At 67.7% G+C, this 22,710-nt stretch carries 22 protein-coding genes; 16 read left to right on the top strand and 6 right to left on the bottom strand.

The window, feature by feature from the left end; translation table 11 throughout:
- Positions 1–753: DUF1521 domain-containing protein (locus U5775_RS33920; protein WP_322062497.1), on the top strand; the 753-nt coding region annotated here is incomplete at its 5' end.
- Positions 754–1,087: 334 nt separating this feature from the next.
- On the opposite strand, the gene U5775_RS33915 is transcribed toward U5775_RS33920, so the two are convergent.
- Together U5775_RS33915 and U5775_RS33910 are read right to left on the bottom strand one after the other, a co-directional pair.
- Complete coding sequence (locus tag U5775_RS33915) at positions 1,088–1,738, bottom strand: hypothetical protein (protein WP_322062496.1); 651 nt, start codon at positions 1,736–1,738, stop codon at positions 1,088–1,090.
- A gap of 332 nt (positions 1,739–2,070) precedes the next feature.
- Positions 2,071–2,385 carry a ribbon-helix-helix domain-containing protein gene (locus U5775_RS33910; protein WP_322062495.1) on the bottom strand — a complete coding sequence of 105 codons (315 nt, stop codon included), beginning with the start codon at positions 2,383–2,385 and terminating at the stop codon, positions 2,071–2,073.
- A 289-nt stretch (positions 2,386–2,674) separates the two neighbouring features.
- On the opposite strand from U5775_RS33910, the gene sctC reads away from it, so the two are divergent.
- From sctC to U5775_RS33835, 15 genes are all read left to right on the top strand, one after another.
- The gene (sctC, locus tag U5775_RS33905; protein ID WP_322062494.1) at positions 2,675–4,627 is read left to right on the top strand and encodes a type III secretion system outer membrane ring subunit SctC; all 1,953 of its coding nucleotides are present in this window, start codon (positions 2,675–2,677) and stop codon (positions 4,625–4,627) included.
- Positions 4,624–5,721 carry an FHA domain-containing protein gene (locus U5775_RS33900; RefSeq protein ID WP_322062493.1) on the top strand — a complete coding sequence of 366 codons (1,098 nt, stop codon included), beginning with the start codon at positions 4,624–4,626 and terminating at the stop codon, positions 5,719–5,721. The genes sctC and U5775_RS33900 overlap by 4 nt, the downstream gene beginning before the upstream one ends.
- A 127-nt stretch (positions 5,722–5,848) precedes the next feature.
- Entirely contained in the window at positions 5,849–6,259 is a 411-nt protein-coding gene (locus U5775_RS33895) for a hypothetical protein (RefSeq protein WP_322062492.1), read from the top strand.
- 129 nt (positions 6,260–6,388) lie between these two features.
- Positions 6,389–6,679 (top strand): hypothetical protein, encoded by a 291-nt coding sequence (locus U5775_RS33890; RefSeq protein ID WP_322062491.1) that lies wholly within the window; start codon positions 6,389–6,391, stop codon positions 6,677–6,679.
- Positions 6,679–7,563: a type III secretion system inner membrane ring lipoprotein SctJ gene (sctJ, locus tag U5775_RS33885; protein WP_322062490.1), complete on the top strand. Its 885-nt coding sequence runs from the start codon at positions 6,679–6,681 to the stop codon at positions 7,561–7,563. The genes U5775_RS33890 and sctJ overlap by 1 nt, the downstream gene beginning before the upstream one ends.
- Positions 7,560–8,141, top strand: coding sequence for a hypothetical protein (locus U5775_RS33880; RefSeq protein WP_322062489.1), 582 nt, complete (start codon positions 7,560–7,562; stop codon positions 8,139–8,141). The genes sctJ and U5775_RS33880 overlap by 4 nt, the downstream gene beginning before the upstream one ends.
- On the top strand, positions 8,135–8,944 hold the full coding sequence (locus tag U5775_RS33875; RefSeq protein WP_322062488.1) for a FliH/SctL family protein: 810 nt from the start codon (positions 8,135–8,137) through the stop codon (positions 8,942–8,944). Before U5775_RS33880 ends, U5775_RS33875 begins: the two co-directional genes overlap by 7 nt.
- Entirely contained in the window at positions 8,941–9,924 is a 984-nt protein-coding gene (locus U5775_RS33870; protein ID WP_322062487.1) for a FliM/FliN family flagellar motor switch protein, read from the top strand. The genes U5775_RS33875 and U5775_RS33870 overlap by 4 nt, the downstream gene beginning before the upstream one ends.
- Positions 9,921–10,571 carry a type III secretion system export apparatus subunit SctR gene (gene sctR, locus U5775_RS33865; RefSeq protein ID WP_415913717.1) on the top strand — a complete coding sequence of 217 codons (651 nt, stop codon included), beginning with the start codon at positions 9,921–9,923 and terminating at the stop codon, positions 10,569–10,571. Before U5775_RS33870 ends, sctR begins: the two co-directional genes overlap by 4 nt.
- Positions 10,568–10,843: a type III secretion system export apparatus subunit SctS gene (sctS, locus tag U5775_RS33860; RefSeq protein ID WP_322062486.1), complete on the top strand. Its 276-nt coding sequence runs from the start codon at positions 10,568–10,570 to the stop codon at positions 10,841–10,843. Before sctR ends, sctS begins: the two co-directional genes overlap by 4 nt.
- A 2-nt stretch (positions 10,844–10,845) precedes the next feature.
- A complete protein-coding gene (locus tag U5775_RS33855; protein WP_322062485.1) occupies positions 10,846–11,583 on the top strand; it encodes a flagellar biosynthetic protein FliR in 738 nt (245 codons plus the stop codon).
- Positions 11,580–12,320, top strand: coding sequence for an EscU/YscU/HrcU family type III secretion system export apparatus switch protein (locus U5775_RS33850; RefSeq protein ID WP_322062484.1), 741 nt, complete (start codon positions 11,580–11,582; stop codon positions 12,318–12,320). Before U5775_RS33855 ends, U5775_RS33850 begins: the two co-directional genes overlap by 4 nt.
- Before the next feature lie 2 nt (positions 12,321–12,322).
- Positions 12,323–14,398, top strand: coding sequence for a flagellar biosynthesis protein FlhA (locus U5775_RS33845; RefSeq protein ID WP_322062483.1), 2,076 nt, complete (start codon positions 12,323–12,325; stop codon positions 14,396–14,398).
- Complete coding sequence (locus U5775_RS33840; RefSeq protein ID WP_322062482.1) at positions 14,395–15,735, top strand: FliI/YscN family ATPase; 1,341 nt, start codon at positions 14,395–14,397, stop codon at positions 15,733–15,735. The genes U5775_RS33845 and U5775_RS33840 overlap by 4 nt, the downstream gene beginning before the upstream one ends.
- Complete coding sequence (locus tag U5775_RS33835) at positions 15,732–16,148, top strand: hypothetical protein (RefSeq protein WP_322062481.1); 417 nt, start codon at positions 15,732–15,734, stop codon at positions 16,146–16,148. Before U5775_RS33840 ends, U5775_RS33835 begins: the two co-directional genes overlap by 4 nt.
- Before the next feature lie 59 nt (positions 16,149–16,207).
- On the opposite strand, the gene U5775_RS33830 is transcribed toward U5775_RS33835, so the two are convergent.
- The 4 genes from U5775_RS33830 to U5775_RS33815 form a co-directional block, all read right to left on the bottom strand.
- Positions 16,208–18,223, bottom strand: a complete 2,016-nt coding sequence (locus tag U5775_RS33830; RefSeq protein WP_322062480.1) for a cation-translocating P-type ATPase — start codon at positions 18,221–18,223, stop codon at positions 16,208–16,210.
- 89 nt (positions 18,224–18,312) lie between these two features.
- Positions 18,313–19,347 carry an SPFH domain-containing protein gene (locus U5775_RS33825; RefSeq protein ID WP_322062479.1) on the bottom strand — a complete coding sequence of 345 codons (1,035 nt, stop codon included), beginning with the start codon at positions 19,345–19,347 and terminating at the stop codon, positions 18,313–18,315.
- Positions 19,344–20,411 (bottom strand): protease modulator HflC, encoded by a 1,068-nt coding sequence (locus tag U5775_RS33820; protein ID WP_322062478.1) that lies wholly within the window; start codon positions 20,409–20,411, stop codon positions 19,344–19,346. The genes U5775_RS33825 and U5775_RS33820 overlap by 4 nt, the downstream gene beginning before the upstream one ends.
- Positions 20,412–20,498: 87 nt before the next feature.
- Positions 20,499–22,520, bottom strand: a complete 2,022-nt coding sequence (locus tag U5775_RS33815; protein WP_322062477.1) for a protease modulator HflK — start codon at positions 22,518–22,520, stop codon at positions 20,499–20,501.
- Positions 22,521–22,710 lie beyond the last annotated feature (190 nt).

Genomic DNA, 22,710 nt, shown 5'->3' with positions numbered 1-22,710 from the left:
GCCAATGTTTCGATGGGCTCCTGGAATCATGGCAGTTACTTCAATGGTTCGATGCCGTTCCCGAACCAGAACGGTTTCAATAGTTCGATATCCTTACCGAATATGGGCGGCGGCGCCAATGTTTCGATGGGCTCCTGGAATCAGGGCAATTACTTCAATGGTTCGATGCCGTTCCCGAACCAGAGTGGCGGCGGCGGCAGTTCAATCGCATTGCCGGATCAGGGCAGCAGCGGCGGATCCTCTTCCAGCGCCGAGCAGCGCAACGCATGGTCCGACACCGGCGTCAACGACAACAAGTCGTCCATCAATCTCGGCGACTACACGATGGACCTGAACAAATCGGACTCGTCGCTGACGCTCACCGACCCCACGACGGGAAACCAGACCAAGGTCTGGGGCGACCCGCACATCGACTTCGACGCCAACACGTCCGACCCGGCAAGCACCATGGTCGACGGTCCGCTCCACTTCACGTTGCCCGGCAACAAGCAGGTCTTCGTCAACACGCAGCCCTCGGACACGCCGGGCGCCTCGTACGCCAGTGACGTGTACGTCGTCCAGGGCAATCGTGCTTACGAGGTCCACGGGCTCAGCGAGAAGGACAATACGCCGCTGTCCGTGAATTACAGTCCTTATGGCGGCGCCGCGCTCGAACAGAAGGCGCAGCAGGGTTTGAAGAACTACATTGCTAACCCCAACGGCATGATCGACGCCGATACTGGCCGTCCGGCCCGGGAAAGTGTCTCCGCCTAAGCATTCCCACCGCTCCTCATGAGGGCGGTTTCGCGCCGACCGTAGCGCACTGCTATGGTCGGCAAGGCATCGTTATCGATCGCCCGGTCCCCTCTTTGCCAGCCGCGCAAGCGCCTTTCGCACACGTCCCGCCAGCCGCGCCCCGATAGCCTGCAATTCGAACCAGGCGGCGAAGCATTGCGCACCGTTCAGGCACGCTGGATTTCACGACAACAGCACCCGCCCCTCTTCGGCGCAGCTCGTCCACGCCACGCCGGGGCATCGAACGGACGCGGGAGTGCATGACATACGACTCCGTCATGCACTCCCGCGTTACTCAACGCTGCGATAGCGATCAATCGCCTCCACCGCCGTCACCGCCGCCGCCATCGCCGCCATCGGCCGCCGCGGCAGCGTCGCCTCCGCCATCCGCTGCGGCCGCGCCATCGGCCGGCGCACCATCGCCTGCGTTCACGCCAGCCTCGGAAGCGCCACCGGGCATCCCTGTGCTCCCGGAGGACGGATCGTCGCCGGGTTGGCCGCCGTTCGGCTGACTGCCATCAGGCTGACTACCGTTCGGTTGGCTGCCGTTCGGTTGACTGCCGTTCGGCTGACTACCATTCGGCTGACTACCATTCGGCTGGCTGCCATGAGACTGACTGCCGTTGGGCTGACTGCCATTAGGCTGCGTACCGTGGCTGCCGTTGGACGTATTGCCGCCCCCTCCGCCACCGCCTCCCAAACGCGGCAACCCTTTCAGGAGCGAGCCGAGCAGGCCGCCGAGATCGCCGAGCCCACCGCTACCGCCAGCTGCCGAGGCTTTTGGAGCGGGTTGCTTCCCAGCCGCCCCGGTTTGCTGAGACGCTTGCGGCTTGCCCGCGCCAGCCTGTTGGCCCGATTGCTTTTCAAGCAACGCCCCGAGCTTGTCCACGGCAGCCTTCAGTTCGGCGATGCGATCGGTACCGCCGCCACCGCCACCGCCCTGCAACTGGGCGAGCGTCGGCATGTGCGCGCCGGTTGCGGGCGTACCGCCCATCTCCGATCCACCTCCGGGATCCCCTGCCGCTTGGGGTGGTGGCACGAGAGCCATGGAAGGCCCCGCCGCAGCGGCGCCGTAATCGTTCGGTCCGGCAAGCAACCGGTCAACTGGAACTGCGCCGGACATTGAAGCAGGATTGATTCTACTCATGACTTGTTTCGATTCCTCTTAATTTGAATTTACGCAAATTACGCATACATTCATTCAGAATTGAAAATCGTGATTTTTCATGTATCTCTAAATAACCATGACCCCCTCCTTTCGCCAGACAGAGATAAACCGGATATCTTCTCGCATGGCTAATGACGACATTTTCGAACTCCCTCCAACTCTTCCGGGCTAATCCTCCCCATTCGCCGAACCAGCTGAACAACACAGACCACTCTGATATATCCGGTGAAATTCTTGACGACATCGCATGCCAGATCCATTTCAAGCGCCCATCTCGAGAGCAACCTTCCAACCGTCACGGATTCCTGACGAGCAAGGATTTCGATGATGGTCCAATAGACCTCTTCGAGCCGGATGCAGGTCGCAAACCCGTTGATACGTATAGATCGCTGACGCGGCGTAACAAGCTCGATGCTGAAGTCGCAATACCGTTGTGTGGCCATAAACAGGTACTCATAAAACCAGAGGTGGCACGCCGGTACACAATTTTTCGTCGCCGCAGATCGCACCTCCTTCACCAACGCTTTTCACCGTCGTACGGAATTTTCTTTGCATGGCTATCCTCGATAATTCAGATTAATTGATGGGTCAATCGATGCACCTCGAAATGAGATATTGATGTAGTTGAAAGCTATTTGTGTGGTACTCCTATACGACCTCATATCGTCTCCGCGCCGTTAAAGTCATTCCGATACCTGCCGCAAAAAATTCGGCACGAAACAAGGAATGCCCATGAAATGGCGTAGAGAGAAGAGCCAGCTTTTGATTCGCAGCAAAAGATCGAGCGCCATTGCGCGCGGTCTGTTATTCACTTATCTGGCGTTGCAGGCGCACGCGGCAGAACCGGCGGAGCCGGCGTGGCGCGCCGAGCCCATGCATTACGTCGCGCGCAATTCGCGCCTCGTCGACGTTCTGAACGATGTCGCCGCGGCCGGCGGGCTGCGCCTCGATGTCACACGCACTGTGCGCGGCACCGTCAACGGCGTCTTCGATCAGTCGCCGGCTGCGGTGTTTCGCTCGCTGATCGAGGCGTGGAGCCTCGCGTGGTATTTCGACGGGCAGACCATTCATGTATCAACCGCAACCGACGTGCGTTCCCGCACGATTGCGTTCGCCCCGTTGACGAGCGATGAAGTGTCGGCATTGCTGCATAGCCTCGATCTCGACGATGCGCATTTGCCGCTGCGCTATTCGAGCGACAGCGTGAAGGCCGTGGGTCCGTCGCGCTACATCGATGCGATTGCCGATGCGATCGCCCAGGCGCAAGGACAGAAAGCGCCTCCGGAGCCCACTGCCGAGCAGACCCAGATCCGCGTCTTTCCGCTGCGCTACGCGCAGGCCCAGGACATTACGTATCGCTCGGGCAATAACCAGCAGACCATACCCGGCGTGGCCTCGCTGCTGCGCAAGCTCATGGAGAACACCGGCGTGCCGCAGGCCACGGCTGCGCACACGAACTCGCGCGCCAAGGCCCCGCACGCGCCGCGCGGCGTCCCTCCGCTGCCGAGCCTGCCCGGCCTCGGCGAAGCGGCCGACAGTGCGCCCACGGATATCGACAGCCCGCCGGTCCTGCCGCAATCCGCGTTCACGCCGGCGCGTCGCAACATCATTGCGGACGCCCGCACGAACGCCGTCGTGGTCTACGACGTGCCGGAGATGATGCCGGTCTATCAACGTGCGATCGCCATGCTGGACCGGCCGCAGGATCTCGTCGAAATCTCGGCCGTCGTGATGGACGTCTCGAGCGACGCGGCGCGCGAGCTGGGCATCCGCTGGGGTGCGGGCGCATCGTCGGGCCGCCGTTCGGCGCCCCCTTATGGCAGCGGATTACCCAACGTGGTCACCGCGGCGGCGGCCATCGACGCCGGCATCACCTTGACCACGTTGATCGGCAATTCCGCGCACTATCTGTACGAGCAGATCCATGCGCTCGAACAGGGCGGCCGCGCGCGCATCCTCTCGCGCCCGCGCGTGCTCACGCTCAACAACGCCGAGGCGGTGCTCTCGTCGCGCAACTCCGTCTATGTGCGCGTGGCCGGTAATCAGGACGCCAATCTTTTCAATGTCGATACCGGCCTCACGCTCAAGGTCACGCCGACCGTCGAGCAGGGGGGCGAGCACGGCAACATCTTGCTGAGCGTGCAGATCGAAGACGGCTCGTTCGACGGCACGTCGTCCGTCGACGGCATCCCGCGCGTCAACAGCAATTCGATCATCACGCAGGCCGTGGTGGGCGACGGCGAAAGCCTGCTGATCGGCGGATACGAGTACGAGCACAGTCAGACCAGCGACTCGAAGGTTCCCGTGCTCGGCGACATTCCGATCATCGGCGCACTGTTCAGCGACAACCGCACCGCCGTCGACCGCACCGAGCGGCTCGTGCTCATCACGCCGCAAATCAAGCGGCTTTCGCCGGGCCGGGCCGTCCCGCGAACGGACGTTGCCGCAGCGGCGGCCTCGGCACCGGCTTCGGACGCGATCGCCATACCGGCCGCACTGTCGTCCGCGAGTCCGGCCACGATACCGGCCACCATGCCGGCGACAAAGCCCGCGGTTGCACAGCCACCCGAACGCGACGTGTCCGCCATGCCGCCCATATTTCCGCCGTCCGCGCCTGCGAACGCCGTGCCCCTGCCCACCGGCTTGCCCCCGGCATCGCCCGCCTCGCCCAGGAGCGCGCGATGAACGACTCCCCGCGCCTTCTCGTCGCGAGCGGCCTGCACGCGGGCGCGAGCATCGCGCTCCCGGAAGGCCACGCGCTCAAGATCGGCAACGGCAGCGGTGTCGACCTGATCCTCGCCGACGCGGGCGTCGCACCCCATCACGCCACGGTGAGCCTGAGCGGCAAGCGCCTCCTCGTGCACGCCGTGAGCGACGGCGTGACGGTGTTCGGGCGCATATTGAAGAGCGGCACAAACACGCTGCTTCATCACGGCGCGAGCTTCGGCCTCGGCGAGGCCCGTCTGCAGTTCAATCACGGCGAGCCGTTCAAAGAAGGGACATCGCTGCGAGCCGAACGCGCCTGGCTGTTGCGGCACGCCCCGCTCGCCTGGCTGCTCAAGCGCTTTGCGACCCTGCCGCGCCTCGTCTGGTTCGCGCTGGCCGCGACTGCGCTCGCGCTCGCTGTGGCCTATGGGCTGAAGCTGTACGCCCCGCGGCCGCCGCGCCCGCATGCGCCGCTGCTCGAACAGCCGGCCTATCGCCAGGTGCATGTGCGCACCGAGAAGGAAACCGGCCGGCGCGTCTATGAAGGCTACGTGCAGAGTGTGGGCGAGTTGGGCGCGCTGTCGCTCGACGCGCGCGCCCAGGGTGGCGCGCCGGTGCTGCGCGTCGCCGTCATCGACGTCATGCAGGAGCAAGTGAACGACTTTCTCGACAAGTACTACCGCGGCGCCCAACTGCGTGCTGCCGGGCCCGGCGTCTTCGTCGCCACGCCGCCGGCCGCCGATGCCTACCTGGCGCCGGAGTCCTGGGATTACGCGCGCCTCGATCGACTGGCGCGCGCACAGATCGAAGGACTGAAGGCGCTCCGGTTCGCCGGCCACGAAAACGACAGCGGGCCCGTACGCATTCCGCTCGAAGCGCTCGGCCTCAATCTGCTCAGCACCTCGCACACCGCCTGGCTCGCGGATGCACAAGGCACGCGCTATTTCGCGGGCGCGCGCCTGCCGCTCGGCAAGATCACAGGCATTGCCGGTTGCGGCGCAACAGTGACTCGCGACGACGGAAGTGTCTACCTGCTGACGGTGAATCGGGCCGCGAAAGCCAGCCCCTGCTGAGCGGTATGTCAACCAGGTCAACCAGGTCAACGAATCCATGGCTTCGGGCGCAGGCGCGCTGCCCGGGGAATTCAAAAGCACGTCATGTGCTTCGAAGCGCGCCAATTTTTAATAAGGATACCTTCACATGTTTCCAGATGCAGTGGCAGGCGGCTATTTCTATTCGATGCCCATCACCCCCCGGCTCGGCAGCACGAGCACCTCCAGCCTCGCGTCCTTGCTCGCTCCGGACGGGACGCTATCCGATGCAGCCCTCGCCGACTATTGCTCCGGCGAACTGCGACGCATGGCGCGCGACATCAATCAGAACGCGCAGGCAAGCACCAACGATACGCCAACGAACGACGGCGATGGCAGCGGTGGCAGCGGCAGTGCCGGTGATGGCAGTGGCGGCGGCGCAGGTAACGGCGGCGGCGACGCAACGAACCTGAAGCTGCAAACGCTAGTCAGCAATTACCAGGCAACGGTGACCCGCTTCAGCACCATGCTCGCAAGTCACGGCGAAACCAAAAAGAGCGTCGCCAACAACACCAAGTAAGCGCGCATTTCCGCTTTCCGGGGACCCCGTCGCGGGCCCCGGGAAGTCGGACGCGCGTATGTGCAGCACGTCATTTTTCAATCGAACCCGAAAGCTACACCCATGCTCACTCAAGTCTTAACGAACCCCATGCTTCAGGACGAGGCGCGCATGCCAGCCGCCTCGCTGCCTGCCTTGCCGCAGCCCGGCGAAAGCACCGCCGGGCTGGACAACTTTGTCGAAGGCGCTCAGGAACTGGTCAAAGGCCCGGCCCTGCGGATCGAGGAAATGTTCCAGGCGGCGCGCCAGCACCCGCTTTCCACGGCGGAAACGCTCAGGCTGCAGGTCTATTTCAGCGACTATCAGGCCGGCATCACCGCGCTGCACAGTTGCGCGCGCTCCTGCGCCGACACCATTCAATCTCTCACGCAAAGAAACTGATGCGTCCCCTGCTCTATCTTCTGCCGCTCGTCCTGCTCGCCGCGTGCAAGACTTCGCTGTTCGAAGGGCTCGACGAAGACCAGGCCAACCGTATCATCGCCGTGCTCAGCCATCACGGCATCAACGGCTCCAAGGAGCGCGGCGCCGACAAGACGTGGAGCGTGTCCGTCGACGACAGCAATGCCGTCGTCGCCACGGAGCTCACGGGCGCCTACGCGCTGCCGCGCGGCGGCCATGCCAACCTCGGTGAACTCTTCAAGCGCGAAGGATTGATTTCCAGTCCTGATGAAGATCACGTGCGCTACGTGTACGGGATCACCGAGGAGCTCTCGGAAACGCTCGAAAAGATCGACGGTGTGCTCATCGCGCGCGTGCACGTTGTCGATCCTCCGCGCGACCCGTTGAGCGGCCCCGTCTCGTCGCCCAGCGCCTCGGTGCTGTTGCGCTATCGCAGCGATTTCAACGTGGAGGGCATGCGCGAAAAGATCCGCTCGCTCGTCGCCGGCGCCGTCGAAGGACTGACGGCCGATCGCGTGTACGTCACGCTCGTTCCCGTCACGCCCGTGCTCACGCCGGCCGAGATCTGCGCGCAAACAGGCCGATGCCCATCGACCACCGACATCGCGCGCGAGAACACGACGCTCACGCTCATCGGGCTCACCCTCATGGGGATGCTGCTGATCGTCTCGGTCTGGGTATGGGATTCGGGGCTGCGCACCGTCCCCCGATTACGCGGCATCACGTTGTTCCGGCGCCGCGGCAAACGCGGCCGTCAATCGCAGGCGGAACCGTCCGGTGCGGCCACGCCCTCCGCCGGTATGCCCGCCGCCGGTACGCCAGCCCGCAAGCCAGCCAAACCCACATCCTCAGGAGAGCGCTCTTGAATCGTCATTCGATACTGGCCGTCGCCGACTGGGCTCACCCCAGCTGGATCGACAGAAGCCGGCCCTTGCGCTGCGAACGCGCGCGCGCCGAGGCGTCCGCGCAACTGCTCGGCCGCTACCCGCAGCTCGCCGAGGCCGGCACGGCATTGCTTCCGTGGTTTGCCGCGCCGCTCTCGCGTCCCGCCTGCGCGCGTCTCATGCGCGTGTGCGCGGCGCTGGCCAACGCCCACGCGCTACGGCTCGTGGTTGCCGCGACCGCCCGCGAACGGTTCTCGCGCGCAACGGGTCTCTTTTCGCTCGCGCAATTTCAGCGGCACCCGCGCGGCAACCTGGCCGATCTGCGCTTCGACGCGCCCATCGACTGCTTCAACCGGCAGGCCCTGACCGCGGCGGGCCTCGCAGTCGCGTTGCGCGCGACTGCCACTGCGCCCGAACGTCTATGGCTGCAGTTGCGGCTGCCGCGCCAGTATGGCCACACCGCCGCGCAATGGCAGATGCCCAAAGTCGCGCCGCAGGAAGCAATCGAACTGGTCCAGGACGCACTCGATCTGCTGGGTGCGAGGAGGGCGTCATGCTGATCTGGCGTCTGGCGGACTGGCGCGTCGAATCGGATGGCTATATCGGCGGCCAGCAGGTCACCGAACTCGAAGACCTGCGCGCATTGCGCCGCGCCAGCGTGCAACTGGCGGCGGCGGAAACCACGCGGCTCGCCGAGCGCGCGCGCCACGCGAGGCGCCGCGCCATCACGCGCGGCTATGCCGCCGGCCGCGCGGCCGCGCTGCACGACCTCGTGATTCCGCGCGCGGCAGCCGCGTTCGTGCTCGCTCACATCAAGGAGCGCCTCGTCCAGATCGTCATGAAGGCCATAGCCGAGATCGTCGATGAGCTGCCGCCCGGCGCCATTCTGCCGAACCAGTTGCGCCGCAGCCTGCTGGCCGCATCGGGGCATCGCCTGCTTTCCGTGCGGGTTGCCGCGTGCGATCTGGACGACGTGCAACGCGCCATCGGCAAGGTCGAACAGGAACTGGGGCTTTCGCTCGTGAGCGTGCTCGCCGACGCCGATCTGCCGGCGCGCTCGTGCATCGTCGAAACCGACGGCGGCGTGATCGACGGCGGCCTGCGCCACCAGCTTGCGGCGCTCGAGCGCGGCATGCGCGACGCCATCGGCGCCGTGCTCGAGGAATACACGCGCATGGACGACGCGCTGCTGCGCCAGCTCGACATCGTCACGGACGGATTGCGCGACGCGCTCGACGTCCTGTCGCGCGAAATCGTGCCTCCCGAGGCCCCCGCCCGACCCCGGCGAGCCGCGAAACGCAAGCCCGCGCGCCGCCCAGCGGCTACACCGGCCACACCCACCCCTGGCGAGGGTAGCGCATGAATCCCTTCATCGGACTCCCAAGCTTCACGCGCGATCAGGCCGAGCGGCTGAACATCGCGGCGCTGCAATTCGGCGTGCCGTGGCCCGTCAATGTGGGCCCGCGCCGCTTCACGCTTGCGTTCGAGCCGTGCCGCCCGCGCTATCCGTTGCGCCTGCACGGCACGGCCTCGGGCGCACCGCTCGAGCTCGATCTCGACGCCAGCGCGCTGATTCCCGCGCTTGCGGTGCAGAGCATTGCGCAGGCCGGCCCGCTCGCCCACCGGCTCATCGCCGATGCCTGCGAGGACTGGCTTTGCGCGCTCGAAGGGGCGTTTGGCTTTGCCCTGGAAATCAGCGCGGTGTCTTACGACGCCACGCCCCATCCCGATGCTTACGGCCTTGCGCTCACGCATCTGCGCAGCGGCCGGATGGCGAGTCTCTCGTTCCGCTGCGAGGCGGTCGACTTGTGGTTGCGCGCCCGTCCGCCGATGCGCGCGGACCTGCAATCGCTCGCGCGCCAGATCGTCGTGGACGTGCCGGTCTGCATTGCCGGACCGACGCTCTCGTTCTCGCGCGTGCGCCGCATCCGCGCCGGCGACGCGCTGGTGCTCGAGCGCCGCACCCACTATCTGCGCGTGCCGCTACGCGACGGCGCGCAACGCATCCTTTTGAAAATATCCGGAGATCAAGCCGTGGTTGACCGTCCTCTGATGGAAGAAGAAAGCAAGACGCCCGAACTGAGCAGCGAATTCATCCCGATCGACGCCCTGACCTTCACGTTCGACGCCATGATCGGGTCCTTGCGTCTTTCGCTCTACGAACTAAGTCGGCTGCGCAGCGGCTCGCTGGTGTCGCTGCAGCTCTCGCTGCGCGAGCGGGCCGTGACGCTGCTTTGCCAGGGCGTGCCGTTCGCGCGCGGCGAGCTCGTCGACATCGACGACGTGCTCGCGGTGCGCATCACGAGCACCGTCCAGCCCGCTCAAGTGGAAAGCGCATCATGATGGCGGGGCAGCCGGGACAGTTGCAGATCGTCACGCTGTTCTTTTTCCTGAGCCTCGTGCCGCTCGCGGTGGTGATGACCACCTCGTTCACCAAGTTCAGCATCGTGCTCACGCTGCTGCGCTCGGCGCTCGGGGTTCAGCAAGCGCCCGGAAACATGGTGATTTCGGGGCTCGCGCTCGCCGCCACGCTCGTTGTCATGGCGCCGACCCTGCACAAGATCGGCGCCGGCCTCTCGGTGGACGAGCGCCTCGAAAGCGGCGCGCTGCCGCCGGTCTCGCAGATGGTCGATGCCGTGCGCGAGCCGTTGAGCGAGTTCATGCTCGCGCATTCGCGGCCCGCCGAACGCGCCTTTCTCGTCGAGGCCGCGAGGCGCATCGATCCCGAGCGCGAGGCCCAGGAAACCGACTTCTCGCTGCTCGTGCCCGCCTTTCTCATCAGCGAAATCTCCAGCGGCTTCGAGGCCGGCTTCCTGCTCTACATCGCGTTTCTCGTCGTCGACCTCATCGTCGCGAACGTGCTGACCGCCATGGGCATGATGATGCTCTCGCCCAGCACGGTGTCCATTCCGCTCAAGCTGTTCGTGCTCGTGGCCGCTTCGGGCATTCCCAAGCTCATGCACGCCCTCATCCTGAGTTACGCCAAGTGAATACGCTTCCTTCCCTCGCCTCGCTCGCCGGCAACGCGCTGCTGCTCGTGTTCTGGCTTTCGCTGCCCATGCTCGCCGTCGCGACCGCGGTCGGCCTGCTGCTCGGCCTGCTGCAGTCCGTCACGCAGATTCAGGACCAGAGCCTGCCCTACGGCGCCAAGATCATCGGCGTCGGGCTCGTGCTGATGGTGGCGGCGCCGTGGGCCAACCGCGAAGTCGCGCGCCTGCTCGGGCAGATATTTTCGATGATCGCCGTGGGGCGCACGCACTAGCCATGAACTTCTTCGATCAACTGGCGGGCTTCGCGTTCTGCATGATCCGCCCCAGCGTCGCGCTGAGCCTCATCCCGTTCGGCAACGACGGCGCACTGGGCGTGGCGCTGCGCGTGCCGCTCGTCCTGATGTTCGCCTCGTTTCCGGCGCTCTCCGCGTGGCCGCCGGATCTGCTGCGCGCCGGCGCGACGGAGGCGCTGATCGGCCTCGCGCTCGGGCTGCTGCTCGGCATCGTCTTTCACACGGCGGCGGCGGCCGGCGCCATCCTCGATCAGCAGGGCGGCTACACCATCGGCGCGGTCTACGACCCGAACTTCCAGCAGGAATCGTCGCTCTTCGAAACGCTGTTCACGCAGTTTGCCGCGCTCACGTTCTTCACCGGGCACGGGCTCGTCGCGCTCAGCGGCTTTTTCGTGGATGCCTGGGTGCTCTGGCCGCCGGGCGGCGGCGGCCCTCAGAGCGGACTCGAGCGGATGTTCGGCGCGCTCGCCGAAACCCGCGTGCCGGCGGCGTTCGTCGATGGCCTGCAACTCGCCGCACCGCTGCTCGGCCTCATGCTGATCGCCGATATCTCGCTCGGGCTCGCCTCGCGCCACGCCCGGCGGCTCAATCCGTTCTCGACCGCGCGCTCGGTCAAAGCGATGTTGCTCTCGTTCGCCGCGATGGCATGCGTGCCGGCCTTGCTCGCGCGTCTCGAACGCACGGTCGCTTCCGCACTACATCTGGGCTGGCACCCATGAGCGAGAAGACCGAAAAGGCCACACCGCGGCGCCTGCAGCGCGCGAGGCGCGACGGCGACATCGCCAGGAGCGCGCATTTGAGCACCGCGATCAGCAGCCTGCTCTGGTGGCTTCTGTTCGCATTCGAGGCGCCCGTGCTGTTTGCCGCCTGCGTGCGCGCAACCGGCGCGATTCTGAGCCTCGATGCGACGCGGCCGTTCGAATGGCAACTCATGAGCGCGCTGGAAGCGTTGACCGAGCCGGGGCGCACGGTGCTCGTGATGAGCGGGCTCGGCGCAATGGCCGTCATCGTGCCGGAGCTGGCGCAAACGCGCGGCCTGATCGCGTTCAAGCGCATCGCACCGGACTTCAAGCGCCTGAACCCGGTCGAGGGCTTCAAGAACCTCTTCGGGCTGAAGCTCGTGTTCGATACCGGCATCGTTCTGGCTCAGTTCGTAATCCTGATTTTCATCGCATGGCGAGTGATCGAGAACTGGATCGGTCTCGCCGTGCCCGCTCACGCACTCGCGCCGCTCGCGCAGCTCACGCTCATCGCCGATGCGCATATGCACCTGCTCGGACTCGTGGCGCTTTCGCAACTCGCGCCCGCAGCCGGCGATTACGCGTTGCAGCAGGTGTTGCGCAACCGGCGTCTGCGCATGAACAAGGACGAGCTCAAGCGCGAATACCGCGACGAAAACGGCGACGCCCACGTGAAGAGCCGCCGTCGCGCACTCCATCGACAACTGAACCAGTAAACATGACTCCACGTCCCTTAGCGGTACTGACCGGCCTGCCCGCGCTGCTGCAGCGCCACGCCGACGTCACCGTCGGCCTGGGCCTGATCGGCATTCTGGCGCTGCTGATCCTGCCGGTCCCGCCGTTCCTGCTCGACTTCTTCATTTGCGTGAGCTTTTGCGCGAGCTTTGTGATGCTGTGCGCCACGACCTACGTCTCGCGCGCCGCGGATCTGCCGGGGTTTCCCTCGCTGCTGCTGATGACCACGCTGCTGCGTCTCGCTCTGGCCATTGCGTCGACGAAGATGATCCTGCTGCATGCGCACGCCGGCCAGATCATCGACACCTTCGGCAGTCTCGTGGCGGGCGGCAACGTCGCGGTCGGCGTAGTGGTCTTTCTCGTGCTCTGCGCCATTCAGTTCATCGTCGTGGCCAAGGGCGGCGACCGCATCGCGGAAGTCGCGGCGCGCTTCACACTGGACGGCATTCCCGGCAGGCAGATGAGTATCGACGCCGACCTGCGCAGCGGCGTGATCGGCGCGGAGCGCGCCGCGCAGCTGCGCGCCGAGATCGAGCGCGAAACCTATTTCTACGGTTCGCTCGACGGCGCCATGAAGTTCGTCAAGGGCGACACCATCGCGGGCTTCGTGGTGGCGATCGTCAACATCGTGGGCGGACTCGCGATCGGTGTCGTCCAGCGCGGCATGCCGTTCGGCGACGCGCTGCATGTCTATACGATCCTCACCATTGGCGACGGACTCGTCTCGCAGATCCCCTCGCTCATCGTCTCGATCGCGGCGGGCCTGCTCGTCACGCGCGTGTCACCGGCGGGCGGAGCAAGCGATCTCGGTTCCGACCTGTACCGGCAGCTCACGCTGCAACCCAAGGCGCTGCTCATGGCCGCCGCGTGCTGCGCGGCGCTCGCGCTCGTGCCCGGGTTTGCGCATCTGCAGTTCGCACTGATCGCCACGGCGCTCGGCGCGGTCGCGCTGCTGCTCATGCACGGCAGACAGCGCGCGCAGAGCGAAGCGGGCGTGCCCATGCCTGCGCTCGCCCGCGACGGCAGCCATCATGTGCCGCGCATGCTCGAAGACGCGGAGCTGGGCACGAGCGCGGCCATGCGCCTGAGAATCGGCAGGACGGCCTTCGACGCCATTCAGCCCGGGCCGCTCAATCGCGTGCTCGCCGGCTTGCGGCACGACCTGAACCTGCGTCTTGGCTTGCCGTTTCCGGGCCTGGCCTTGCTGCTCGATGCGAAGCTCGAACCCGAGCGCTACATCGTCGACGTGGATAATGTGCCGTTTGCGAGCGGGACGCTGATCGCCCAGCACGTGCTGGTGAGCGGCCGGGCCGCCCACGTCACGATGGAAGGCGCGCCGGGCTACCGGCCCGGCTTCGAGAAGTCGGTCTGGGTTCCGGCGAGCGCGGCTGCCACGCTGGACGCCGCCCGATTCGCCATGTCCTCCGCTGAGGACGTGCTCGCGTTCCATCTCGGCGAGGTGTTCGAGCGCTCGGTCGCGCGCCTGATGGGCGCTCAGGAAGCGCGCTTCCTGCTGACCCGCATTGCCGGCGAATTCCGCGAACTGGTCGTGCAGATCGAGCAACGCGTTACGACAGTGCAGCTCGCCTCGATTCTGCGGCAGTTGCTCATGCAACGCGTCTCGATCCGCAACCTGCGCGGCATCCTCGAAGCCATTTTGCGCATCCCCGACAAGGAGCGCACGATGGACCGCATGATCCGCGAATGCCGTATCGAGCTCGGGCCTCAACTGGTGCGCGCCTATGCCGACCTGAACACCTGGGAGATCCGCGCGGGCGTGATCGAGCCGGCGTGGGAGAACGAGCTAGAAGCGCTCATTCAGCGCGGCCCCGACGGCGAGCCTCACTGCGCGCTCGATTACAGCCAGCTGGACGCGTTACGGCGCGCGCTGACCGACACGGCGCAACCCGCGCGGCTGCTCGTGACGAGCGCCGTCCTGCGTCCGCATCTCGCGCGTGTCATCGGTGCGCTTGGCATCCGCACGGAGGTGCTCGCCGTAGAAGAAATTCCGCGTGATGTCTATCGCGTTCAAACCATCGCCATATTCACCAAACCATGAGCAGGATACCTAAGGAAGTCTGTGCAGCATCGGAGCGCACGCTGCCGCTGCTGGGCGCGCCCGCCGTGCTTGGCGGCCGCGTGGTGGAGGCGCGAGGCGTACTCGTGCGCGCCGTGGGCGCCTCGCTGCGCATCGGCGAACGAGTCCGGCTCGTGCGTCCCGATACGCTCGAAGAACAGAGCGGAGAAGTGGTCGGCTTTGCGCAGGACGGTGCGCTCATCATGCCGCTCTCGGGCCTGGCCGGGCTTTCCGACATCACGCGCGTGGAGGGTTGCGGGCTCGACTGGCGGCGGCTCGACCTGAGCGCGCTGCCGGGGAGAATCCTCGACGGCCTCGGCAATCCGCTGGACGGCCTGCCGCCGCCCGCCGACGATCCTCGCGCCTATGCACCGCCTGCGCCGATCAATCCGCTCGCGAGACCGTTGATTGCACAACCTTTCGTGACGGGCGTGCGCGCCATCGACGGGCTGCTCACGTGCGGCGTCGGCCAGCGCGTCGGCATCTTCGCGACGGCGGGCGGCGGCAAGAGCACGCTGATGGGCATGATCGCCAACGGCGCGCAGGCCGACACGGTCGTGGTCGCGCTGATCGGCGAGCGCGGACGCGAAGTGGCCGAGTTCGTTCACGATCATCTGCAGGCGCGCCGCCAGCGCGCGATCGTGATCGCCTCGACCTCCGACCGGCCCGCGGCCGAACGCATTCGCGCGTCGCGGCTCGCCTGCGAAATCGCCTCGGGGCTGCGCGCCGCCGGACAGCACGTCGTGCTGCTCTTCGATTCGCTGACACGGTACGCGCGGGCGCTGCGCGAGGTGGGGCTCGCCGTGGGCGAGCCGCCGGTGCGCCGGGGCTATCCGCCGCGCGTGTTTGCCGAGCTGCCGCAGCTGATCGAGATGGGCGGACTCACTCGCGAAGGCAGCGTGACCGCGTTTTTCACGGTACTCGCGGAAGACGAGGATCTCTCGGACCCCATCGTGGAAGAGGCCCGCTCGCTGCTCGACGGCCATATCCAGCTCTCGTCGCGTCTTGGCGGCGCGGGTCACTATCCCGCCATCGATATCCTGGGCAGCAAGAGCCGCCTCATGCCGCGTGTCGCCCACCCCGAGCATCAGGCGCACGCGCGGCAGATACGCGAATGGCTCGCGCGGTATCAGGATCTGGAACTGCTGCTGCAGATCGGCGAGTACCGCCGCGGCAACGACGCCATGAGCGATCGCGCGATCGACATGCACCCCGCCATCGCGGCGTTCCTGCGTCAGCGTGCGAACGCCTATGTCCCCTACGACGAAACGCTCGCCGCGCTGCAGGCCCTGTGCGGGGCCCCTCTTCACGCGAAATGAGGGCGCTCGCGGCCGAAGCGCGGCGCTGGTCGGTGATCGCCCGCGTGCGCGAACTGCGTGTCAGGCGCCGGCAGACCGCGCTGGCCGAGGCCAGGCGCGTGGCCGATGCGGCGCGCGCCGAGCGCGAGGCCTGCGAGGCCCGGCACGCGCGCCACGCCGCGCAGCGTGCCGACCTGCTCGCACGCTGCACGCATGGTTTCGCCGATTCCGGGCTCTGGCGTAGCGCACTCGTGCAACACCGGCTGCGAGACGGGCAACTGGTGGCGGCGGTCGGAACGGCGCAGTCCGCGCTCGCGCACGCGCTGGTCGAATGTGGCCGCACGAGAACGCTGCTGCAACGGGAGACCCTGGCGCGCGACGACGCGAAAAAGCGCTTGAGGGAGCTTGCGGCGAGGTTGCGAGAAGAACCGTGACGATGGACGGCCCCTCGCGTATCGCGCGACCTGTTTTTCCCTGCTGATGCTCGATTCGGCTAGCGCCGCACGTTCTCCGCCGCCTCACTCGTCGACAACCCCGCCGCATCCGCATCGCGCCGCAACAGGCGCCCCGCATTGGCGATCACGACGAGCGTGCCCACGTTATGCAGAATCGCGCTCGCCACAGCGCTGAGCACGCCGAGCGCCGCGAGCGCGATCACGGCCACGGTCCACGCAAGGCCGATGGCCGCGTTGGCCGTGGCGATCCTTCTGCAGTGCCTGCCGAGGCGAATACAGTCGGGCAAGCGGCGCAGGTCGTCGGCGAGCAGCACGACGTCGGCCGAGGCCACCGCAATGTCGATGCCGCGCTCGCCCATCGCCACGCTCGTGGAGCCCGCCTTGATGGCGAGCACGTCGTTCAGGCCGTCGCCGACCACGAGCGGATGATGTCCCGCATCGATCTCGCGCAGCACGTAGTCAAGCTTGTCGTGCGGCAGCGCCTGCGCGACCACCGTTTCGATACCCACCTCGCGCGCGAGCCGTTGCGCGACGCTCTCGCGGTCGCCCGTCACGAGCGCCTCGCGTGCGATGCCCAGCGCGCGCAGGTCGTCGAGCGCCTCGCGCGCTTCGGGGCGCAACGTGTCCGCGAAGGCGAACCACGCGAGCAGGCGGCCATTGAGCGCGAGCCCCGCGCAGGTGCCGTCGAAATCGGCGGGCGCGGGCGGCAGTTCATGCACGTGCTGCGCGAGCAGATCGTGGCGGCCCAGCACGGCCTCGCCGGCGTCGGTCTGCGCACGCACGCCGAGTCCGCGCAACTCGCGCGCATCGGCAAACGGCACGCCCGCGTGCTCGGCGCCCGATGTTGCGCTCCCCTCGCCTTCGCGCACCAGCGCGCGGCACACCGGATGCGCGCTGCTCAACGCGAGCCGCAGCGCCAGCGCGCGCGCCTGGGCCTCGTCCACGCCGGGCTGCCACGCCACGCGCGTGACGCGCAGCTCGCCGTGCGTAAGCGTGCCAGTCTTGTCGATCACGAGCGTATCGATCTCGGCGATCTTGTCGAGAAACGCAGCATTCCTGAACAAAATGCCACGCCGCGCGCCCGCCGCAATGCCCGCGATGGCGGTCGAGGGCGCCGCGAGCACGAGCGCGCACGGGCACGAGGCGACGATCACCGCGAGCATCGCCTGCGCGTTCGCGCTCACGAACCAGACGATGGCCGCGATCAGCAGCACGAGCGCGAGGTACGCGTCCATGTAGCGTTCGAGCGCCTGGGTGATGGGCGGCTTGGCGGCTTCGGCGCGCTGCATGAGCTCGATGACCTTGCCGAGCGTCGAGGCCTCGCCCACCTGCGTGATCTCCACGCGCAGCGCGCCGTCGAGGTTGATCGAGCCGCCGTACACGTTCGCGCCTTCGGCGGCGTCCTGCGGCAGCGATTCGCCCGTGATCGGTCCGTTGTCGATGCTCGAACGGCCGTGCCGCACGACACCGTCGGCGGGAATGCGCGCGCCCGGCAGCACGTCGACGAGATCGCCGGGTCGGATCGCGTCGTATGGCACTTCCTCGATAGCGCCCTGCGCATTCACGCGCCGCACGTTGCCCGAGGTCAGCCGCCCGAGCGCGCGGATGGCTTCTTGCGAGCCGAGCACGCTGCGCTCTTCGAGCGCGTGCCCGAAGGTCATCACGATGGGCAGCAGCGCGGCCGTCGTCATGTCGCCCACGGCCCAGGCGCCCAGCATCGCGAGCGCGATCAGGCGATCGGTCACGCCGTGCAGGCTCGGCGACTTGAGGCTGTGCCATGCGCCCGCGAACACCGGCGGCGCGACCACGAGCGAAGCCGCCGCCGCGAGCAGTTGTGCGAGCGTCGCGCCGCCGCGCGCAGCCGTGGGCCAGAGCCATGACCATGCGAGCGAGAGCAGGAGCAGGCCGCCCGCGATCAGCGCGAGCAAGGTATGGCGCGTGATGGCGCGGCGCTCGGCGGCGGACATCGCGAGCGCGTGGACTTCGTGTTCGCTGGGGTTGTCGTGGCCGTGCGGGTCTTCGCGCGCTTCGTGAGCCGCGTGAGCTTCGTGCACCTCATGCACCTCATGGGCTTCACGCGCCGCGTGAGCCCCGCCGCGCGTCCCCGCCGATGGCCGGCGCCCTACCGGTTCATACGGTGTCGTCATGGCGCGTGCCCCGGCAAGACCAGGCTCGATGCGTCGTTCGGGTCGATGGTCGTCACGCGCGCGGCCCTCGCGAGCACGGCCTGCACGCGGTCCCGGTACGCGCGCGCGACGAGCCCCGGATCGTGGTCCTGCGCGAGCGCCGCTTCGAGCTGCACGATGGTGGAGGTCTCCGACTGCGCCGTGGCCACGCGCTCGGCGGCGTTGGCCTGGGCGTCCTGCACGATGCGGTCGGCGTTCTGCTGCGCGCCCTGGCGCGTCTTCTCGGCAATGGTGCGCGCCTGCGCGATGTCGCGCTCGGCGTTCTGCATCGAGCTCAGCACGGCGTTGAACGCGTCGATGGCCGAAGCGGGAAACGACGCCTGCATGTCCACCCGCGTCACCTCGATGCCGAGCCCCGCGTGCGCGGCGGCGAGCGCGTCGAGGTGACGCTGGACCGCGCGCGCGAGGTCGCCGCGCAGCGCTTCGCGGCGCGCGGCCATCTGCTGGTCGGCGGCCACCATCTCCGGGCGCGCCACGAGGATCGCGTCGAGGTCGCGCTGCGCGAGCGTCTCGCCCACCGCGGCGGGGACGATGCGTTCGAGCGCCGCGTCGAGATGATCGAGCTGCAGCGCATAGGCATAGGGATCGGCCACGCGGTAGAACAGCGTCGCGCTCACCTGCACGACACCGTTGTCGCCGGTGAGCACGTAGCCGGACCCGGCAAGCGCGTCGGAGGCCGTGCTCAGTTGCGAGCCCGCGCGCGGATCGCGCATCAGCGAAACGATGCGGCGTTCGAGCACGCGCTCGCTGCCGGGCACGAGCTGCACCGTTTCGAACGGACGCGGCCACGCCACCAGCAAACCCGCGCCCTGCCAGCGCACGTAGGCGCCGAAGCGCGTAACCACGGCGCTGCTGTCGGCGGGAATGCGGCGTACGTTCGAGGTGGCCCACGCGAGCGCGGCCAGCACCGCCAGCGCTGCGACGAAGCGGAACGAGAGCCGTACCGCCTGCGCGCCGGGGCCGAGCGCGGGAAGGTTTTCGCGCGTGCTCATCGGCTGTGCCCGTGGGGGCGCGCAGTGGACGCACTGGCATTCGCAGCCGCGCCCGAAGAACTACCGCCCATCCCCGGCGGCCCCTGCACGAGCGCGCGGAACGGCGCCGCGTCGGTGCGCAGGATCAGGTTCGTGTTCTGGTTGACGACCGAGCTCAGCGTGTCGAGCGAGCGCAGCATCGTGTAGAGCTGCGGATCGGCCGCGTAGCTCTTGCCGTAGATCGCCGCCGCGTCCTTGCGCGACTGCGCCTCGATGTCGGCCGCTTTCACGTTGGCGTCGGCGATCATCACGCGCGCGTCGCGGTCGGCGTCCGAGCGGATCTGCGCCGCTTCGCGCAGGCCCTCGGCCGTGCGTTGCGCGGCCACGGTCTCGCGCTCGGCGCGCATGCGCTCGACCGTCGCCGAGAGCGTCACGGCGGGCAGCGTGAGCCGCTCGAGCCCCACCTGCACGACGTGCACGCCATACGCGGCATAGGCCTGCGCGTCGATCTGGCGGCGCAGCGCCTCTTCGAATGCGCCGATGCGCACCTGCGAAGGATCGGTGTTGACGAGCGAGGCGAGATCGAAACCCGCCGAGGTGGTCTGCAGCGCGGAGCCCACGAGCGAGCGGATCTGCCGCGCGGCTTCGTCGGGTTCGTTGCGCACCGCGCGCACGAAGCGGCCGATATCGTTGGCATTGGCGGGCACGCGCCACGCCACATAGGCCTGCACGATGATGCGCAGACCGTCGCGCGTGCCCACGTCCTGCAGGCCGCTAGATGTCGTGTGCAGCCGCAGGTCCACGGGCACCGCCGCTTCGACGGGCGCGGGCAGACGCCACGCGAGGCCCGGCGCGAGCAGCACGCGCACCGGGTCGCCGAAGCGCGTGACCACGGCCGCCTCGCCCTCGCGCACCTGCACGAAGCTCGCGACCACGAGCGCGACGATCACGCACGCGATCGCCAGCGCCGCGCGCAGCGCGAAGCGCGGGCGGTTCGCGGGGGCGTTCCCGCCTGGCTCGCCGCCGTGTCCGTGACCATGATGATGATGAGAGTGCGCATCGCCATGCGCGTGAAAGAGGCCCACTTCAGATCACCTTGCTCAATGTCGATGCCGATGTTGTCGTCGCTGTCGACGCCGTTATCGATGCGTCCGCGCGGGACTCCACGCGCGTCACCATGCCTGCCTCACGCCGGCCGCCGTCGCGGGCGTCAACGTGCGCAGGTCGATGGTCGCGCGATTGCCGCTCGCGAGACGGTCGTCGATCACGGTCACGTTCGCGTTCTGCAGCCCTTTTTGCAGGCTATGCAGGTAATACTCGAAGGCGAACGCGGGACCGCCCAGGCCTTGCGCGATCACGTCGGCGTCGAAGCCCGCCTGCTGCACGCGCGCGGCGGCCAGCGTGTCCGCCGCGTTCGCGCGGCCCTCGGCGACGGCTTCGATCGCCTGCTGCTGCGCACCGCCGATCGTCTGCGCAGCGAAGCCGCGCGCCTGCACCACGCTCGCCTGCGCGCGGATCTGCGCCGCCTGCACGCCGTGATACGCGGCCGCCGCGCCTGCGGGCGGATGCACGCTTTCGATCACGACCGCCACGACTTCGATGCCGCTCGCGAGCCCATCGAGCTGGCGCTGCACGGCCGCGCGCAGCGTCGCGGCCATCGCTGTCTGCGGCGTGTCGAGCAGCGACTGCAGCGTGCGCGACGCGAGATAGCGCACGACCTCGCGGTTCGCGATCGAGCGCACGGTCGCGTCCAGATCGACGGTGCGATAGAGCGCGGCGCGCGCGGCCGCATCGGAGAGGCCGATGCGGTAGTCGAGGCGCACATCGGCGCTCACGATCTGGAAGGCTTGCTGGTCGCCGCTCGTGCCCGCGATCACCTGGGTGGTCTCCCACGGATGCGCGACGTCCCAGAGACGGTTGAGCTGCCCCGGCGGCGGCGCATCGGCGGCGACGGACGGCGCGGCGCGGCTATCGTCGTTGGCGCTGCCCGAGACGATCAGCTGATGGACGGCGCCGTTGTCGATCACGCGCGCGCGGCCGAAGGGCCAGGGCAGCCCTATATGCAGCCCCGGCTGCCATACGGCGATGGGCGCGCCGAAGCGCTCGTAGACAGCGCGCTGATCGGGCCCGAGGATCGTCACGCCGCCCAGCAGCCAGCCCGCGACGACCATAGCCGCGAGCGTGCCCGGCAAGAGGCGCACGAAACTTTGCAGCGCCCAGTTCTGCCGCAAGTCGATGCCGTAGCGCGAGCGCAAACGCGCATCGAGCGCGGCGAGCGGATGCGCATGCGGGCGCAACGCGTTCGCGAGGGCGCTGCGCAGGAACCAGATATCTTCTGTGCCCTCGGCATTGGATGCGAACGACGCCGTTGCTGCCGATGCCACCGGTGCCGCCAGCCACGCCCATGCCGAACGCATCGCCAGTTCGATCGCGACCGCGCCGCTCAGCACGGCGAGCACGCGCGGCAGCCAGTTCATCGCGTAGCCCCCATGCGCGGACCAGGCCGCCGCTGCCGCCGCGCCCAGCGCCGCGACGATCAGCACGCGCAGCAACCCCACGAGCGCAGCGGATGCGCGCGAATCCGCGCTGCGTTGCGCATGAACGCGTTCCGCGACGAGCGCGCCGAATGCGAGCACCAGCGTGAGCGCAACCGCCACGAGCAACGAGGGCGGCATACCGGCTGCATACGATACGGATGCACGCGCGGGTGCGGGCCTGGCCCAGGCGAGCACCGCGAGCGCGAGCGAAGCGAGCGCGATGAGCGGCGCAACCCACGGCTGCCAGGGCAACGCCCGCAGCAGGTTGGCGAGATCGGGGCGTTCGATCTCGCGGGCTTCGTGAGTCTCGCTCGCCTCGTGGGCGGCCTCCGCGTATTCACCGGCACGCGTGGCCTCGCGCCTGAGCGCGAGCCGCGCGAGGCCCAGCAGCGTCTTCCACAGCGGCACGCGAGTGGCCGGCGCCACCGGCTCGCGCGAAACGATGAGCCGCGTCCCGATCACGGCGACGCCGATATTGAGGCATGCGCTCGCCATGACCGCGCATGCGCGCGCGTCGAGCGGCAGGCGCGGCATGCATGCGAGCACCCCGAGCACGACGCCAAGCCCCAGCGCGAGCACGCCGAGCCGGCTCTGGCCCGCGCGGCCGGCGAACCACCCCCAGGCTGCGTGGTTGTCGCGCGCTGCGCGATGCACCATCAGGTATCCTTACATAATAATTACGAAAAACAGGCCAGCGCTGCAACGCATCTCAGCCGGCCCGAAGCGCGCGCCCAATGTAGCGCGCTCGATAAGGAAACTCAACCGCAACGCTCGCGCGCGCCAGGCGCGGCAAGCCCCGCTTTTCGGTTCATTCGGCCGCCATCGGCAAACGAATCGGCGCAAAATA

The organism is Paraburkholderia sp. J63 (genome assembly GCF_905220245.1).
Lineage (GTDB): Bacteria > Pseudomonadota > Gammaproteobacteria > Burkholderiales > Burkholderiaceae > Paraburkholderia.
The sequence above is the reverse complement of the archived record's forward strand: the minus strand, read 5'-3'. Positions and strand labels throughout refer to the sequence as shown.

Bases quoted from the DNA above. Each gene is read 5' to 3' on its own strand.
- U5775_RS33915 (WP_322062496.1), bottom strand. From the start codon at position 1,738: ATGCCGACGCTCGCCCAGTTGCAGGGCGGTGGCGGTGGCGGCGGTACC.
- U5775_RS33910 (WP_322062495.1), bottom strand. From the start codon at position 2,385: ATGGCCACACAACGGTATTGCGACTTCAGCATCGAGCTTGTTACGCCG.
- sctC (WP_322062494.1), top strand. From the start codon at position 2,675: ATGAAATGGCGTAGAGAGAAGAGCCAGCTTTTGATTCGCAGCAAAAGA.
- U5775_RS33900 (WP_322062493.1), top strand. From the start codon at position 4,624: ATGAACGACTCCCCGCGCCTTCTCGTCGCGAGCGGCCTGCACGCGGGC.
- U5775_RS33895 (WP_322062492.1), top strand. From the start codon at position 5,849: ATGTTTCCAGATGCAGTGGCAGGCGGCTATTTCTATTCGATGCCCATC.
- U5775_RS33890 (WP_322062491.1), top strand. From the start codon at position 6,389: ATGCTTCAGGACGAGGCGCGCATGCCAGCCGCCTCGCTGCCTGCCTTG.
- sctJ (WP_322062490.1), top strand. From the start codon at position 6,679: ATGCGTCCCCTGCTCTATCTTCTGCCGCTCGTCCTGCTCGCCGCGTGC.
- U5775_RS33875 (WP_322062488.1), top strand. From the start codon at position 8,135: ATGCTGATCTGGCGTCTGGCGGACTGGCGCGTCGAATCGGATGGCTAT.
- U5775_RS33870 (WP_322062487.1), top strand. From the start codon at position 8,941: ATGAATCCCTTCATCGGACTCCCAAGCTTCACGCGCGATCAGGCCGAG.
- sctR (WP_415913717.1), top strand. From the start codon at position 9,921: ATGATGGCGGGGCAGCCGGGACAGTTGCAGATCGTCACGCTGTTCTTT.
- U5775_RS33855 (WP_322062485.1), top strand. From the start codon at position 10,846: ATGAACTTCTTCGATCAACTGGCGGGCTTCGCGTTCTGCATGATCCGC.
- U5775_RS33850 (WP_322062484.1), top strand. From the start codon at position 11,580: ATGAGCGAGAAGACCGAAAAGGCCACACCGCGGCGCCTGCAGCGCGCG.
- U5775_RS33845 (WP_322062483.1), top strand. From the start codon at position 12,323: ATGACTCCACGTCCCTTAGCGGTACTGACCGGCCTGCCCGCGCTGCTG.
- U5775_RS33840 (WP_322062482.1), top strand. From the start codon at position 14,395: ATGAGCAGGATACCTAAGGAAGTCTGTGCAGCATCGGAGCGCACGCTG.
- U5775_RS33835 (WP_322062481.1), top strand. From the start codon at position 15,732: ATGAGGGCGCTCGCGGCCGAAGCGCGGCGCTGGTCGGTGATCGCCCGC.
- U5775_RS33825 (WP_322062479.1), bottom strand. From the start codon at position 19,347: ATGAGCACGCGCGAAAACCTTCCCGCGCTCGGCCCCGGCGCGCAGGCG.
- U5775_RS33815 (WP_322062477.1), bottom strand. From the start codon at position 22,520: ATGGTGCATCGCGCAGCGCGCGACAACCACGCAGCCTGGGGGTGGTTC.